Below are 14,878 nucleotides of genomic sequence, written 5' to 3'. Positions count from 1 at the left end.
TGGAAGAGATGCCTGATATCAGGAAGAAAAGTGGCTTCAGGAAAACACGACATTTTTTATTCAATGATAATAGTCATAAGGTGACGGCAATGAGAATTGAAGGACAATCACAACCCTCCCAACTTACTGAAGTTATACCAGGTAACTCGCAAGAGCATGTCAGAGCGCCACAAAATTCTGTCGTGCCCCGTCTGCAAAAAATCAGGAATACACAAAAAAATCTTTCCTTAAAATTGCCAGAACAAAAATATGGCAAATCCGTTATCTTAAAAACGGTTCTTCATGATAAAAACGACCAGCTAAAACCTTCGGGCAAGAACGATCCCCGCTATGTTAGCGAAGGAGACAAGAAAATTAATCGTTTTGACAATATACCATCAAGAGTTGAAACCCTGGTAGATAAGGGCCTTAATGCTAACTATATTACTATCGCTAATGAAAGAGTTGCTATTGCCTCTCAATATCCCTTAACGGGACACCTGGAGAAATATCTTGAGATGATAGTGGATCAAAGAACTCCCGCGATCGTGGTTCTGGCATCGAAAGCTGAAATTGATGAACCGCGTAATGAAATGCATAACTATTTTGGCCGTTCCGAGAAACACGATAAGATTGAAACGATATCTGAAAAGACGGGAAATTACGAATTGGTCGATAAGACAAAGGTGGAGACTTATAATCTGATTATCAAGGGTCATGGTAATGATTTCCCTGTTAAAGTATACCATGTCACCAACTGGCCTGACCATGGGACTATAAGCGCAAAGGCAACCAAACAGCTTGCAGGCTACATCAATGAAGTACGAGACAGGAATGAAGGCGTGCCAGTTATACACTGTCGTGCGGGTGTCGGGCGTACCGGGGTGGTTATTTGTGCCCAGGCCATAGGGAAAGAGATAAGCGTGGAACGGGCGGTAGTGAGTTGTCGTGAATGCAGAAATCATCATATGGTTCAAACCGACGAGCAGATAGATTGCTTAAAAAAAATAGCCGAGGATAACGGATATCCAATACTCAAAGAAGATGAACCAGGGAGTAAAACGCAACAGAGTACACCTGCGTTGTTAAAAGCCATCCAAAGCGCCGAGGGGAAAAGTGAAAGCGCAGCGGATTCACAAACCCGTGATCCTGTTCAAGAAGCGCCTCCAATACTGCCTCGTTCGACCAAAAATAATAACGTAAACAGGGAAGTTATGAGTAAAGCTCCCGTAAAAACGGGCGTGGAGTCTGTTAATTGGATGCCTGGTAAAATAATTAATGGTGAAGGTAAAAAAGGCGCTTTAGAGATCGACCTCCACGTACTTAAAAATTCGAGGGATTTCATGAAAAAGATTTTAGATAACCGCACTCCTTTAATGGTTATCTTTGAGCCGCATAATGAAACTTCCTCAATAGAAAGTGTGGGTAATTTTTTATCTAAAGGTAAAGATTATACCAATGGACTTAAAATTTTCCCAACGGGGAAAAAAATTAAACTATTTGATCAGTTAGGTCGTCCTTTTTACTCGATGAATCTCGTGCATAAGGGAATCGAAGAAACTAAAATAACGATCCCCGTGATTTATGTTGATAATTGGACCCGTAATTATAGTTCAGGTGATGAGTTAATCAATCTGCTTGCAGATCAAATCAATCATCATTTAACAGATAGCGTCAATTTCTATATATACAACGGCAGCAGTGCTGTTGGTGATCCAAATAAATTATTGCCTGTATTTGCTTACTCTCAAAAATCAAATGATGAGCGAGGACTGATTGATGCCGTGATAAAGCGCATTAAGTAGAGAAACACCCTCACAGTCGCTTACCGCGATTATCGGAAATAAACTGCTTTACGGCTTTTCTTCGTCTGGTGAGAGACATCTAACCGGATGTAAAAGACAGCCGTAACGAAGAATGATTTGCCCACTTCATTATTCTGGCAGTGGGTACGAGTGTTCCCACGGCTAAAACTTTACCTCTCTCCCAACCGTCGACCCCCGCACAATCAGTTCGCCGCTAAACAGCTGTTCGTGCACCGGTGCATCATCACCTTCAATGCGCTTGAGTACCTGCTCCAATGCGGCGTAGCCCATCTGCCAGGTCGGCTGTTTCAGCGTAGTGATGCCCACGCCCGCCAGCTCGGCCCAGTCCAGTTCATCGAAGCCCAGCAGGCCGATTTGCTCCCCCCAGTTGAGGTTCAGACGGCGCAACGCGCGGGCCACCTTCAGCGTCAGTGCGCCGTTAACCACCATCACCGCGCAGGGGGCGGCGTGATGGCGCTGATGAAATTCGCACAGCACCTGCTCCAACTGTTGACTGTCACCCGATGCGATTTCAGCCAGCTGCGCAACCCGATCTGGCTGCTGTGCCATACACTGACGGAAGCTGTGTACGCGCTCCAGCCGGGTATTGACCAAGCCCAGCGGTTCGCTGATAAACAGCAGCGCCCGGTAGCCCCGTGCCAGCAGGTGTTCGGTCGCCTGCCATGCAGCGGCATGATTATCCAGACCGATAACATCACAATGAAAGTCGGCAATTTTACGGTCGATCAACACCATCGGCAGCTGCGACTGTTGTAGCTGGCTTAGCGCCTCTTCGCGCATCCCCACCGCATTAACCACAATCCCCTCCACCTGGTAGCTGTTCAGCAGATTAAGGTAGTGCTGTTCCAGGTGGATTTCATTATTGGTATTACACATTAGCAGGGTGAAGCCGCTGGCGCGGCAGGCGGCTTCAATACCGCTCAGCATATTGATTGAATAGGGATTGGTGATATCCGCGATAATCAGGCCAATCAGGCGTGTGCGCCCGCGTTTCAGTCCACGCGCCATCTGGCTGGGGCGATAGTTCAGTTGGGCGATGGCGCTTTCAATGCGCGCTTTAAGATCGGTAGATAGCGCGCTTAGCTCGCCATTAAGATAGCGGGAAACGCTGGTTTTTCCGGTATTAGCGGCTTTAGCAACATCGCTGATAGTGGCTTTGGCGGCTTTACGGTTCATGGTGCTCCCCGGGGTTAATCATAGATCGAGACTATCATAACTGCCGCACCAGTGCAGGTTTCAGCTTAATGGCCAGGCATCTGAAGGGCAGAGATTTTTTCACTTTCGGTTGGTCGATATTCCGTTTCTGACCCAATAACAAACTTGCCCGCTCAGCGTTTGCTTATTCATGGCCATTCGCTTTCATCACCGCAGACGGGCGAATTGCCCGTAAAGCAGGCAATTATGGCGCTGAATCAGGGATGAATGGGTTAAGTTAATTCCCAAATTTGCCCGCCGGGGCTACTTTTTGTAGTCGGGATGGCTAAAACAGCCGGTGGCGTGCTCGCAAAGCAGCCCGCATGCTTGCATAAATGAGTAACAGGTGATGGAGCCGACAAACCTGAAGCCGCGCTTTTTCAATGCTTTTGACATGGCATCGGAAGTTGCGCTGGTGGTCGGTATGCGGCGATAGTCGCTAAGATGGCTTATTTGCGGCCGATGTTCGACGAAGCTCCAGATAAACGCGTTAAAAGGTTCTCCGGCTGCTTCCATCCGCAGCAGGGCGCGGGCATTAGCGATAATCGCTGCAATCTTGCCGCGATGGCGGATAATCCCGCGTTCTTGCATAAGCCGCTCGATATCAGCCTCATCCATCTTTGCCACCGCCTTTACATCAAAACGGTGAAACAGGCGACGATAGTTCTCACGTTTCTTCAATATCGTCAGCCAGGACAGCCCGGCGACCTGGCCTTCAAGACAGATCATCTCAAATAATGCCTGCGTGTCGGTGTGGGGAACGCCCCATTCACCGTCGTGATAGGCAATATACAGCGGATCTTCCGATACCCAGCCACAGCGTTGCATCGTTATCTTCCTTACTCAGTCAGCTGGCGGGCGGCTCGGTACGCGCAAAGCTGTCACGCTGAAACAGGGTTGTGACCAGCGCGACCAGCTGTGGGCGGCCCACGCACCAGTCGGGTGCCACCCGGCGGAAATTCAGGTAGCCCAGCGTGCAGGCCGTGGCGATATCCGCCAACGTGAGCTGCGAGCCGTTTAACCCTGTGCCCTCTGCGGCTGCGGCTTCCAGCGCGTCCAGCCCACGCTGGATTTTCTCGCGCTGGCGCAGCATTTCATCTGCGCACTGCTGGCTCGGGTCTTTTTGCTGTTCCCGCACGATAAGTAGCGCGGCATCACATATCCCATCGGCCAGCGTTTCCAGCTGGCGCACGGCCAGCGCTGATGGGGGATCGGCAGGCAAAAAGGCCGGTTCAGGATGGTGTAGTTCGAGCCAGGCGGCGATAATCGGCGAGTTGAACCAGGTGCTCCCCGCGTCGGTGACCAGCGCCGGGACCTTGCCTAACGGGTTGTAGTCTTTAACATGGCTTTCAGCGTGCCACGGAGACTGGTTAACAAACTCAAAAGTAATGCCTTTTTCCAGCAGCAGCACCGAAATTTTGCGGACATACGGGCTGGTATAATTTCCAATGAGCTTCATTGTTTATTCCCCCCGGGAATAAAAAAGGATTCAAACTGCTACGGGCAAAACCTTCCTGCTCCATGCGTGCATCAAGGATAAGCGATGCCAGGTCATCCGCAACCGGGTCGACCGCCGGGTCTTTTTCCTGATACAGCAGTTTCAGCCACGTACCGCAGTCACCGCAGCTTTCAGCCTTTATCGCCGCACTGTCGAGCGACCAGTAATGCAGGTCACGCGTTTGTTCACAGTGGCTACAACTGGCCTCCACCACATGCCACTCGCTTTCGCACAGATTGCAGTGCAGGTAGCGCACGCCGTCCATATGCACCATGCCGGAGACCGGCACGCTGGCACATACCGGGCAAAACTGGCGCTGCCCACCAGCCTGAACTTGCGCACTGCCTGGAATAAGCGCCGCCATCTGCGCCTGGCAGAGTGACAGAGCGGCCCAGATAAACGGCGCTTTATCACTGTTTACCTTAGCGAATTCATTAGCAAACAGCGCGCTGGCCATGGCTTCCAGCTCGGCTGATGACGATTTCTCCAGGTTTTCCAGCACCGAGAGCGCCTGACCGGTCATTTCCGGCTTAAGCTCGGCAATTAGCGAATGCAGCAGCCGCTGCCAGTGTGCATCGCGTGGCTGGGTGGTGATATCAAGCGGAGGTCTGCCGAGGCGGGCGCTTTCCTCCAGGCGGGCGCGCAGATCCATCCGCAGTGGATGGTCGTACAGCACGATTTCCTGCGCGCTGGCAATCACCGCAGCAAAACGCAGGTAGTCGCCTAAAGGGTTTTTTGCTGCCAGCTGGCGTAAGCGCGCGGCGCGACGGCTGTAAAAATGCTTCAGCCTGGGGAAAAGTAAGGGCGGAATGGCATCTTCCACCGTCCGATCGCTTTTCTCCTGTGGATTCTGCGGGATAATGCGCATCGTCATCAGAGACCTTTTTTCGGTTGTTTATACCTGTTTTGCCGTATGTGCAGGCTGCAATGGCAACGGGCCACGTTAATTTATCTCGCCTGACCATCGCGGCGAAGTTATCGCACCAGGATGAAACGGGGCAGTTATCATCAAGAATACGCGCTTCTGGCCGAGATTATAGTCCCCGCCAGCGCCGGATTCTGCTTTTTTGCCGGGATCAGCCCTGTGCATCGTGCCAATGCTTTCGATTCGTCTGTGGCGCACGGACAATATAGCTGCGCTGATTCAGCGCTGCTGAATAATTTTTGCGGCATTGATGTTGAAGGCTCACAATGAAGAAAATGCATTTTTTACGCGCATATGACAACAACCCGGCCACCGCAATGTGTGGCGCAGATGATGAGTGCATTCCGTGAAAGACGAACAGCAAGAAAGCGAAAAGCAGACCGGTGCACGGCAGGCGATGGTGTGGCAGCGTGATGCGCGACAGCCGCAACCGGACTGGCTGGCGGAAGAGGTGCCGGTGGCGCTGGTCTATAACGGCATCTCGCATGTAGTGATGATGGCTACGCCAAAGGATTTAGCCGCCTTTGCTGTCGGCTTCTCGTTGTCGGAGGGAATTATCGCGGTGCCGGGCGATATTTTCGCCATTGATATTGTGCCAACCTGCAACGGTATTGAAGTCCAGGTGGAGTTGTCCAGCCGCCGTTTTATGGGGCTGAAGGAGCAGCGGCGTGCAATGGCCGGGCGTACCGGCTGCGGAGTATGTGGCGTGGAACAGCTGGCCGAGATCGGCAAACCGCTGCGGCCGCTGCCGTTTACCCAGCATTTTGACCTTGGTCAGCTGGATAGCGCACTGCGCCAGCTAAAGGATTTCCAGCCGGTAGGGCAGTTAACTGGTTGTACCCACGCAGCGGCATGGATTGCTCCGGACGGACGGCTGCGCGCCGGCTGCGAAGATGTTGGCCGCCATGTGGCGCTGGATAAGCTGCTCGGCATCCGCAGTAAGGCCGAATGGGCCAGCGCAGACGGCGCACTGCTGGTCTCCAGCCGCGCCAGCTATGAAATGGTACAAAAAGCAGCCATGTGCGGGGTGGAGATCCTGTTTGCCGTCTCTGCCGCAACTCGCCTGGCGGTGGAGGTGGCAGAGCGCAGCAATCTGACGCTGGCAGGCTTCAGTAAACCGGGGCGCGCAACAATTTATACTCATCCGCAGCGGCTGATCGAGGCCAGTATCACCTCTGGCAGCACCTGATTCAGGGCAACCAGCGCCGGCAGCGCGGCCGCGCTGCTGTCGGTCACCAGCGTGCTGACCTGATGGATGCCGGCATAGTTCAGGCGGCTGCAGATGCCAAGTTTACTGTGATCGGCCAACAGGATCAGGCGGCTGGCCTGGAGAGTCATCGCTCTGGCAATCGCGGCTTCATGGGGATGAAAGCTGCTGGCCCCGTGATTTTGCTCAATTCCAACCGGGGAGAGCAGCGCCACATCGGCGCGATAACGATAAATCTCACCAACGGTCAGCTCGCCGCGCGTCTCCTGTGCACCGGCCTGCATACTGCCTCCCAACAGGATCACCTGATTGTTCAGCGTTTCATCCTCTTCCGCTGCGCAAAGCTTCAGGGCGGCATTCAGGCTGTTGGTAATCACCGTCAGGCCGGACATCGTACGCAGCTCTTCCGCCAGCATGGTGGTGGTACTGCCGGCATCAAGGAACACCGTCTGACCGGGCTGCAACAGACGGGCGGCGGCGCGCGCAATCGCCCGCTTCTCTTTCGCCATCACCGAACTGCGCACCGTTAGCGGCGGTTCAGGCGTGGCGTCCAGCGCCACCAGCCCGCCGTGAACGCGTTTAGCCAGCCCCTGTGCTTCCAGCACAATAATATCGCGCCGGGCGGTTTCCCGAGAAATGCCCAGCTCTTTGATGATTCGTTCGGTGCTGACCTGGCCCAGGGTGCTGAGCAGCGCCCGGATGCGATGTAAGCGTGTTTCCTGCAGCATAGTTCAGATTCCCTGACGACAACTCACGGCGACAGCCTAACCGATCATGCGCCACTCTGCATGTGTATTTTATTGCGTTTGTGTATTTTATTGCATTTTATTCAAAATTTGCCATGATGGGGTCAGACAGCGCTGACTGCCTGCCGCCAGGCGAACCTCAATTTTGCAACGGGAGTGATCATGGCTACACGTTCAACCATCATGGATACCAACAGTTTTCGCGCCGAGCATGCCGACGGCCTGAGCGCAGACGTGCGCAAACTGACGGATAAACGCAGTAAGGTGTTGGGCGAGTCTTACCGTCTTTTCTACCGTAAGCCGGTTCATCTGGTGCGTGGTAAGGGCCAGTATCTGTGGGACGCCGCCGGAGATAAGTACCTTGATGTGTATAACAACGTAGCCAGTATTGGTCACTGTCATCCGGCGGTGATTGATGCGGTGTACCAGCAGATGAACCAGCTGAACACCCACACCCGCTATCTGCACGAAGCGATCCTCGACTACTCCGAACAGCTGCTGGCTACCGTCCCGGCGGCGATCGACCGCGCCATGTACATGTGCACCGGTTCGGAAGCCAACGACCTGGCCATCCGCGTGGCGCGGGCTTACAGCGGCGGTAGCGGGATCATCGTCACCCAGGAGTCTTATCATGGCACCAGCGACCTGACGTCCGGGGTTTCCCCGGCGCTGGGCAGCGGGCAGCCGCTGGCGGCCACCACGCGCCTGGTGCCGCCGCCCGATCGCTACCGCGTTGATGCGCCGGATCTTGGCGCCTGGTTTGCCGAACGGATCCAGCAGCAGATTGATGATATGGCCGCACACGGCATCAAATTTGCCGGATTCCTTGCCGATGCGATCTTCTCCTCCGACGGCGTGCTGCCGGGGCCAAAAGGGTTCCTGCAGCAGGCCATTGATGTGGTACATCGTAACGGCGGCATCTTCATTGCGGATGAAGTACAGCCCGGTTTCGCCCGTACCGGCGAAGCGTTCTGGGGCTTTGCGCGACACAATGTGGTGCCGGATATCATCACCACCGGCAAGCCGATGGGTAATGGCATTCCGGTGTCCGGGCTGCTGGCGAAAAGCGACGTGCTGACAGCGTTCAGCGATGATATTCCTTACTTCAACACCTTTGGCGGCAACCCGGTGGCAATGGCGGCGGCACAGGCGGTGCTGAAGGTCATTAAAGAGGAAGAGCTTCAGGAACATAGCCGCGTCGTCGGCGCGAAATTGCTCGCAGAGCTGGCAATGCTGAAAGACAAATATGAGTGCGTGGGCGATGTGCGTGGCTCCGGCCTGTTTATTGGTTTTGAGCTGGTTAAAGACAAAGCCAGCAAGACGCCGGACAAGCAGCTGGCGCTGGATGTCACCGAGATGCTGCGTGAGAACCGCGTGCTGACCTCGGTCGCCGGGCCGTATGGTAATGTGCTGAAGCTGCGCCCGCCGTTGGCGTTTCAGCAAAGCGACATCGACTGGCTGGTGGGCGCGCTCGATAAGTCGCTGGCGGCACTGAGCCGTTAAAAGCGTCTTAGATCATTTGCTTGTACTGGTGGATAAACGATATAACGCCGTTACCGAGCGTGTTATCACTGATACCCTTATAAATTGCGGGGCATTGATAACCCTTTTACCCCGGGTTTATTTAACTATAATGACCCGACTGCTTACGTGGTGCTGATGAGCAACTCGCCGCACCGCCCTACATGACTGGAGATGAAGAATATGAGTTATACACTACCATCCCTGCCTTATGCCTACGACGCACTGGAACCCCATTTCGACAAGCAGACGATGGAAATCCACCACACCAAACACCATCAGGCCTACGTGAATAACGCCAATGCCGCGCTGGAAGGTACCGAGTTCGCTAACCTGCCGGTTGAAGAGCTGATCGCCAAACTGGATCAGCTGCCAGCCGATAAGAAAGGCCCACTGCGTAATAACGCGGGTGGCCACGCTAACCACAGCTTCTTCTGGAAAGGTTTGAAAACCGGCACCTCTCTGGGCGGCGATCTCAAAGCAGCCATCGAGAAAGATTTCGGTAGCGTTGACGCCTTCAAGGCAGAATTCGAAAAAGCGGCAACCACCCGTTTCGGTTCCGGCTGGGCGTGGCTGGTGAAAAAAGGCGACAAGCTGGCGGTGGTTTCTACCGCTAACCAGGACAGCCCTCTGATGGGCGAAGCCATCTCTGGCGCATCCGGCACCCCGATCGTTGGTCTTGATGTGTGGGAACACGCCTACTACCTGAAATACCAGAACAAACGCCCTGACTACATCAAGGCTTTCTGGGATGTGGTGAACTGGGATCAGGCAGCAGCGAACTTCGCCGCCGCTAAGTAATCAGATTCACAATAATAACCGGCGGCCCGTTCGCCGGTTTTTTTGCCTGCTAAACGGCATCCCCCTTTCCGATCTGATTATTTACTCGCCTAAATATCGCCTTAAACCAGCATAACCGCCCTTTAATAGAAGAAATACCGATGTTTTCTGCTGATTAAACACCGGGCACCAGCGCTAAAGGCTGTAGTTTATAGACATCTGGATGGCTAAGAATAGTTTGTGTTAGCTTATTCTTTTTCGTTTGTTGCTTACCGTGACAATCCATTAAAAAATGCGGCTCGTTCACTTGTTTCAGCCAGAGAAAATACGCCTATGACAGCGATAAATCGTCTTGAAATGCGCCAAATTTCGATCGGTTTCGGCGGTTTTGCGGCGCTTAAATCCGTCGATTTGACCCTTGAAGGGCATTCTGTCCATGCGTTGACCGGAGCCAACGGCGCCGGAAAGTCCACGCTGATGGCGGTGCTTGCTGGCGCGCACGACCACTACAGTGGAGAGATCCTGGTTGACGGCCAGCCGGTGACGATTCGTAGCCCACGCGATGCCAGGCAGATGGGCATTCACCTGGTGCAGCAGGAGGTGGATGTGGCACTGGTTCCCGGCCTGAGCGTGGCAGAGAACATTATGTTGGATCGGCTGGCGGAAGGGGGGCATATCTGCCGCTGGGGCAAGATGCGCCGTCAGGCACGGGCGTTGCTGTCGCAGCTTGGCGTACAGACAGACGTGCGCCGCAAGGTGGAACGGTGCTCGCTGGCAGAAAAACAGCAGATCCTGCTGGCGCGCGCGTTGTCGCATCACTGCCGTTTTCTGATCCTTGATGAACCCACCGCACCCCTTGACCAGCAAGAAAGCGCCAGGCTGTTTGCCGTGGTGCGTCAGCTGCAAAGCCAGGGGATTGGCGTGGTGTTCATCTCCCACCGCATCAACGAACTGAAGGCAATCTGCGACCGGCTAACGGTGCTGCGCGACGGGGAGCGGGTCGGAAGTAGCCCAATGCAGGGGAGCAGCGCGGAACAGATTATTGAGATGATGATCGGTCATCGGCTTGGCGACATCTACCCGCCGCGCCGCCCGCCGGTCAGCACGGAAAAGCGGCTGCATATTGCCGGGCTGCACGACGAGAAACTGCTGCAGGATATCAACCTGACCTTGCACAAAGGCGAGATCCTTGGCGTTGCCGGACTGGCCGGAGCGGGCAAAACCGAGCTGTGCAAGGCGCTGTTTGGTGCTAGCCGCAGCCGGGTACAGCACGCCGAGCTGCACGGTCAGCCCTGGAAACCCTCCTCCCCCCATGCGGCGGTGGAAAACCGTATGGCGCTTATCCCGGAAGAGCGTCGCAAAGAGGGCGTTTTTATTGCCGAGTCGGTGATGATGAATCTGAGCGTGAGCGCGGATAACCGTTTTTCGCGCTGGGGTCTGTTCGGTCATCGCCAGGCATGGCGCTGGGCTGAAGAGGTGATTGCGCGTTTAGGCATCCGTACAACCGGACCGCAACAAACGCTGCGTAGCCTGTCTGGTGGCAACCAACAGAAGGTCGCCATTGGCAAATGGCTGTGCAATGACGCGGATATTCTGATTTTTGACGAACCGACCAAAGGCGTGGATATCAAGGCCAAAACCGATCTGTTCGCCCTGATTGACGGGCTGGCGCGCGAAGGCAAAGGCATCATCTATGCCTCGGGCGAATTTGCCGAGCTGATTGGCCTGTGCGATCGCATCTGCGTACTGTGGGATGGCAAAATTGTGGCGGAAATAGCCGCCGTCGACGCCGATGAAGAGACTCTTTTACTTTATTCTACCGGAGGAACGCCTGCGTGAGCAGCAAAGAACTTTCCCTGAAAGCGGCTCCGTCCGCACGGCATCAGCTATTTGATTTTCTCTATAAGTGGGGGATGTTACTCACGGTAGCCGCATTAATTGCCGGTTTCGGCACCGCCTCGGACAGCTTTCTTGAACCGACCAACATCATCAATATTTTACGCTCGATAGCCATAGTGACGGTGATGGCGGTTGGCGTATCGATATCGCTGACCATCGGGGGTTTTGACCTCTCGGTTGGCTCCACCGCATCGTTGGCAAACTCGCTGGTTATCTCGCTGTTCGTCTGGTACGGCTTCGGCCCGACTCAGGCCATCGCTCTCACCCTGCTGCTGTGTACCCTGGTTGGCCTGTTTAATGCTTTTATGATCGTGGTGCTGAAGATCCCCGATATGCTGGCAACGCTTGCCAGCCTGTTTGTGGTACAGGGCGTGGCGATGACATACAGCTATGGAGGTTCGATTACCGAAAATATGGTGCTGCCGAACGGTGATATGGCCGAGGGGACCATTCCAGCGGCGTTTTCACTGCTCGGGCAGGTGCCGATCATCGTTATCGTGATGCTGGCGGTGACGATAGTGGCACAGCTGTTGATGTCGCTGACCAAACATGGCCGCCGCATGTATGCCATCGGCGGTAACCCTGAGGCAGCGCGGCTTTCCGGTATTCGCACACGGCGTTATCGTGTTCTGGCCTATGTGATGTCGGCTTTGCTGGCCGGGCTGGGTGGTATTTTGCTGGCCTCACGCATAGGTTCATCCCAGGTTAACGCCGGCGGCGGTTATCTGATGGATGCCGTGGCAGCGGCGTGGATTGGTTTATCGCTTGCTGGTGCGGGCAAGCCCAACGCGCTGGGAACACTGCTGGGCGCGGTCATTCTGGGGGTATTACAAAATGGTCTGGTGATGCTGTCCGTGCCTTACTACGCGATGGATATTATCAAAGGCCTGGTGCTGGCGGTTGCGCTGGCTATCACTTACGTTCAGCGCGCGCCGGGCGCGTAGCTTCCAAACAGGGTTAAAAATATGAAAAAATTCACCTTATCTCTGCTGGCGTTGAGTCTGCTCACTGCCTCACCGTCCTTCGCGGCCGTACCTGCGGCAATCGCTAACCACGATGGTCCGGTGCGTATTGCGGTGATCCGCAACCTCGGTTCCGACGATAACACCACCCAGTTTGTCGCCGGAGCGGTTCAGGAAGGCCGCAAGCTGGGCTTCAAGGTCAGTACGTTCCTGAGCAACGGGGACGACGCTCGCTTTCAGGACTTTGTGAATCAGGCCATTAGTCAGAAGTACGACGGGATTATTCTGTCTCATGGCAAAGATCCTTATTCCACCGCCCTGGTAAAACGCATCTCTGATGCCGGGATCAACGTGTCGGTGTTTGACACACCCGTCAACCAGCCGATTGCTGGCGTGACGGTGACGGCACAGGACGATGCTTCGCTGGCGCAACTCTCCCTTGACCAGCTGGTGAAAAATAGCAACGGTAAAGCGAATATTGTCAAACTGTGGGTCGCGGGCTTCCCGGCGATGGAACGGCGCCAGGTGGTTTATGAGAAAGTGCTGAAAGCGAACCCGGGCATTCACCAGCTGGAGTCAATTGGTGCGGTTTCGTCTGATGTGCAGGGCGACACGGCCAATAAAATGGGCGCTATTCTGGCGAAATATCCAAAAGGCAGGATTGATGCAATCTGGGGATCGTGGGATGCGTTCGCCCAGGGGGCTTATAAAGCGCTGCAGGAGAACGGGCGTACCGAGATCAAACTTTACAGCATTGATGTATCCAATCAGGACTTGCAGCTGATGCATGAGAAAAACAGTCCGTGGAAGCAGACGTCTGCGGTCGACAGTAAGCTGATTGGTGCGACAAATATGCGACTTATTGCCAATAAAATTGGCGGCGAGGCAACGCCGGCCAGCTATCAGTTTAAAGCTTCTGCTATCTCACAGGCCGATCTGGTTGCCCAAAGTGGGGCGGTGAGTGTTGCCACTCTGAGCAAAATTATTCCGGGCTGGGGGGCGTCGAACGACTTTGTGGCACCGTGGTTTGCCGACCTTGAAGCGAAGTACGCGAAAAAGTAGTACAGGCAAGTCATCTTATAAAGTAAGGGTTTATCTGCCTCAGGGGTAAACCCCACAATCAGCCAGAAAATGCTGGCCATTAGTGGTAGTCAGCAGACTGGCGTGGCAAGTTCAAAAGAGTGTAGTAACTCAACGTAGTTAAAAGCTTGAGCGAACCTGTCGCCGCTAACGCATGGTTACAGCGAAGTGATGAGTTAATGGACTTATCTTGAACAGCACCTCGCCATTCAGGATGCACCAAGAATATTCTCAAGTGACTGCAGTTGTTACAGGAATGGCGTAAAATGCAGTTATTGTCTATAAGGCGAGAAAATCAAACAGAAATGGGTCTTAACTGAAATATGATTGTAGCGCTGCTTCTGTGTTGATCAAATATTAAGCGTTCAATTTATACTAATGCATAACGATATTTAATTCGTTAAATCAGCCAGTGCCTGGCGAAGATTTTACCACTACCTGCCAAACCGGAAGAATTAAAGTCAATCCACTGCTGTTGTGGTGCTGGATATAAAACCAAGAAAAACCGGTTTTAAGTTATGAAGCTAAAGTTTTTTTTTCTTATTCAATGGTGCTAACAAGGCTTTCAGGTTGGCAATGATAAAGCCTGATTGACGATGGGCGGTTTTTTCGATACTGACCACGGCATCAAGTCGAAAACCGACTTTAGGGATGGTGGTAATCATTATTTCTGTGACTGCCAGTTGTGAGAATGCTTTTCTCAGCAGGCTGATATGGTTGCTTAGGTTGCTGCCAGAAGGGGTGAGATCGTGATCTTCCCACACTTTTTTGATCAAATCCTCGCGCGTCATTATTTCACCAGCGTGAATAATTAATTGGGTCAATAATCTTGTTCCAGGCCTGGATAACTGTAAAGTTGAATCACTGTTATCAGTAAGTTTCAGTAACCCATTTGATGAATCAAAACAGAGGTAATGATTAATAATGTAGTTCATTTTTCCACCAGCCAAATAAGTTTTTGTCATCGCACCGTCTTCACCGCGTAAGAAGTTTGCGGCTGCTTGTAACTAATGGTAATCAAAATATGGTTAAGCTACGTTTGACATTCAGAGCATCTTACGCATAAAGCTAATTTTTTAGGTGATTTGTTTAATATTATTGGTGTTATCACCACTTAGAGATATTTTATTCTTAAAATTCATAATAAAGTAACCGATAATAATAATATGACTTAATAATTGAGATTAAGTTTTTTTTTGCTATTCAGCGTATTATCATTGGTGCGCTATGTTTTTACCGCTTTTATAATTTGCAAATAGAT

13 protein-coding genes are annotated in these 14,878 nt (G+C 53.1%); 7 read left to right on the top strand and 6 right to left on the bottom strand.

Annotated elements, in window-relative coordinates; translation table 11 throughout:
* Positions 1-89: 89 nt before the first annotated feature.
* A complete protein-coding gene (locus EPYR_RS18170) occupies positions 90-1,784 on the top strand; it encodes a protein-tyrosine phosphatase family protein (protein ID WP_014539945.1) in 1,695 nt (564 codons plus the stop codon).
* A gap of 162 nt (positions 1,785-1,946) precedes the next feature.
* Here the strand turns inward: EPYR_RS18170 and EPYR_RS18165 are convergent, their stop codons facing one another.
* The 4 genes from EPYR_RS18165 to fdhE form a co-directional block, all read right to left on the bottom strand.
* Positions 1,947-2,981, bottom strand: coding sequence for a LacI family DNA-binding transcriptional regulator (locus EPYR_RS18165; protein WP_014539944.1), 1,035 nt, complete (start codon positions 2,979-2,981; stop codon positions 1,947-1,949).
* 282 nt (positions 2,982-3,263) lie between these two features.
* The gene (locus tag EPYR_RS18160) at positions 3,264-3,827 is read right to left on the bottom strand and encodes a DNA-3-methyladenine glycosylase I (RefSeq protein WP_014539942.1); all 564 of its coding nucleotides are present in this window, start codon (positions 3,825-3,827) and stop codon (positions 3,264-3,266) included.
* A gap of 19 nt (positions 3,828-3,846) precedes the next feature.
* Complete coding sequence (locus EPYR_RS18155; RefSeq protein WP_014542807.1) at positions 3,847-4,458, bottom strand: glutathione S-transferase; 612 nt, start codon at positions 4,456-4,458, stop codon at positions 3,847-3,849.
* Complete coding sequence (fdhE, locus tag EPYR_RS18150) at positions 4,379-5,371, bottom strand: formate dehydrogenase accessory protein FdhE (RefSeq protein ID WP_014539940.1); 993 nt, start codon at positions 5,369-5,371, stop codon at positions 4,379-4,381. Before fdhE ends, EPYR_RS18155 begins: the two co-directional genes overlap by 80 nt.
* 448 nt (positions 5,372-5,819) lie before the next feature.
* On the opposite strand from fdhE, the gene fdhD reads away from it, so the two are divergent.
* On the top strand, positions 5,820-6,611 hold the full coding sequence (fdhD, locus tag EPYR_RS18140; RefSeq protein WP_015899192.1) for a formate dehydrogenase accessory sulfurtransferase FdhD: 792 nt from the start codon (positions 5,820-5,822) through the stop codon (positions 6,609-6,611).
* Here the strand turns inward: fdhD and EPYR_RS18135 are convergent.
* A complete protein-coding gene (locus tag EPYR_RS18135) occupies positions 6,563-7,357 on the bottom strand; it encodes a DeoR/GlpR family DNA-binding transcription regulator (RefSeq protein ID WP_014539937.1) in 795 nt (264 codons plus the stop codon). The genes fdhD and EPYR_RS18135 overlap by 49 nt on opposite strands.
* A 180-nt stretch (positions 7,358-7,537) precedes the next feature.
* On the opposite strand from EPYR_RS18135, the gene EPYR_RS18130 reads away from it, so the two are divergent.
* From EPYR_RS18130 to EPYR_RS18110, 5 genes are all read left to right on the top strand, one after another.
* Positions 7,538-8,878: an aspartate aminotransferase family protein gene (locus tag EPYR_RS18130; RefSeq protein WP_015899191.1), complete on the top strand. Its 1,341-nt coding sequence runs from the start codon at positions 7,538-7,540 to the stop codon at positions 8,876-8,878.
* A gap of 201 nt (positions 8,879-9,079) precedes the next feature.
* Positions 9,080-9,697 carry a superoxide dismutase [Mn] gene (gene sodA, locus EPYR_RS18125; RefSeq protein WP_012443098.1) on the top strand — a complete coding sequence of 206 codons (618 nt, stop codon included), beginning with the start codon at positions 9,080-9,082 and terminating at the stop codon, positions 9,695-9,697.
* Between the two features lie 312 nt (positions 9,698-10,009).
* Positions 10,010-11,515 (top strand): sugar ABC transporter ATP-binding protein, encoded by a 1,506-nt coding sequence (locus EPYR_RS18120; protein WP_015899190.1) that lies wholly within the window; start codon positions 10,010-10,012, stop codon positions 11,513-11,515.
* The gene (locus tag EPYR_RS18115) at positions 11,512-12,519 is read left to right on the top strand and encodes an ABC transporter permease (RefSeq protein ID WP_014539932.1); all 1,008 of its coding nucleotides are present in this window, start codon (positions 11,512-11,514) and stop codon (positions 12,517-12,519) included. Before EPYR_RS18120 ends, EPYR_RS18115 begins: the two co-directional genes overlap by 4 nt.
* Before the next feature lie 21 nt (positions 12,520-12,540).
* Positions 12,541-13,599 carry a sugar ABC transporter substrate-binding protein gene (locus EPYR_RS18110; protein WP_014539931.1) on the top strand — a complete coding sequence of 353 codons (1,059 nt, stop codon included), beginning with the start codon at positions 12,541-12,543 and terminating at the stop codon, positions 13,597-13,599.
* A 542-nt stretch (positions 13,600-14,141) separates the two neighbouring features.
* Here the strand turns inward: EPYR_RS18110 and EPYR_RS18105 are convergent.
* Positions 14,142-14,582 carry a winged helix-turn-helix domain-containing protein gene (locus EPYR_RS18105; protein ID WP_014539929.1) on the bottom strand — a complete coding sequence of 147 codons (441 nt, stop codon included), beginning with the start codon at positions 14,580-14,582 and terminating at the stop codon, positions 14,142-14,144.
* Positions 14,583-14,878: the final 296 nt, after the last annotated feature.

It is taken from the genome of Erwinia pyrifoliae DSM 12163 (genome assembly GCF_000026985.1).
Taxonomy (GTDB): Bacteria; Pseudomonadota; Gammaproteobacteria; order Enterobacterales; family Enterobacteriaceae; genus Erwinia; species Erwinia pyrifoliae.
The sequence above is the reverse complement of the archived record's forward strand: the minus strand, read 5'-3'. Positions and strand labels throughout refer to the sequence as shown.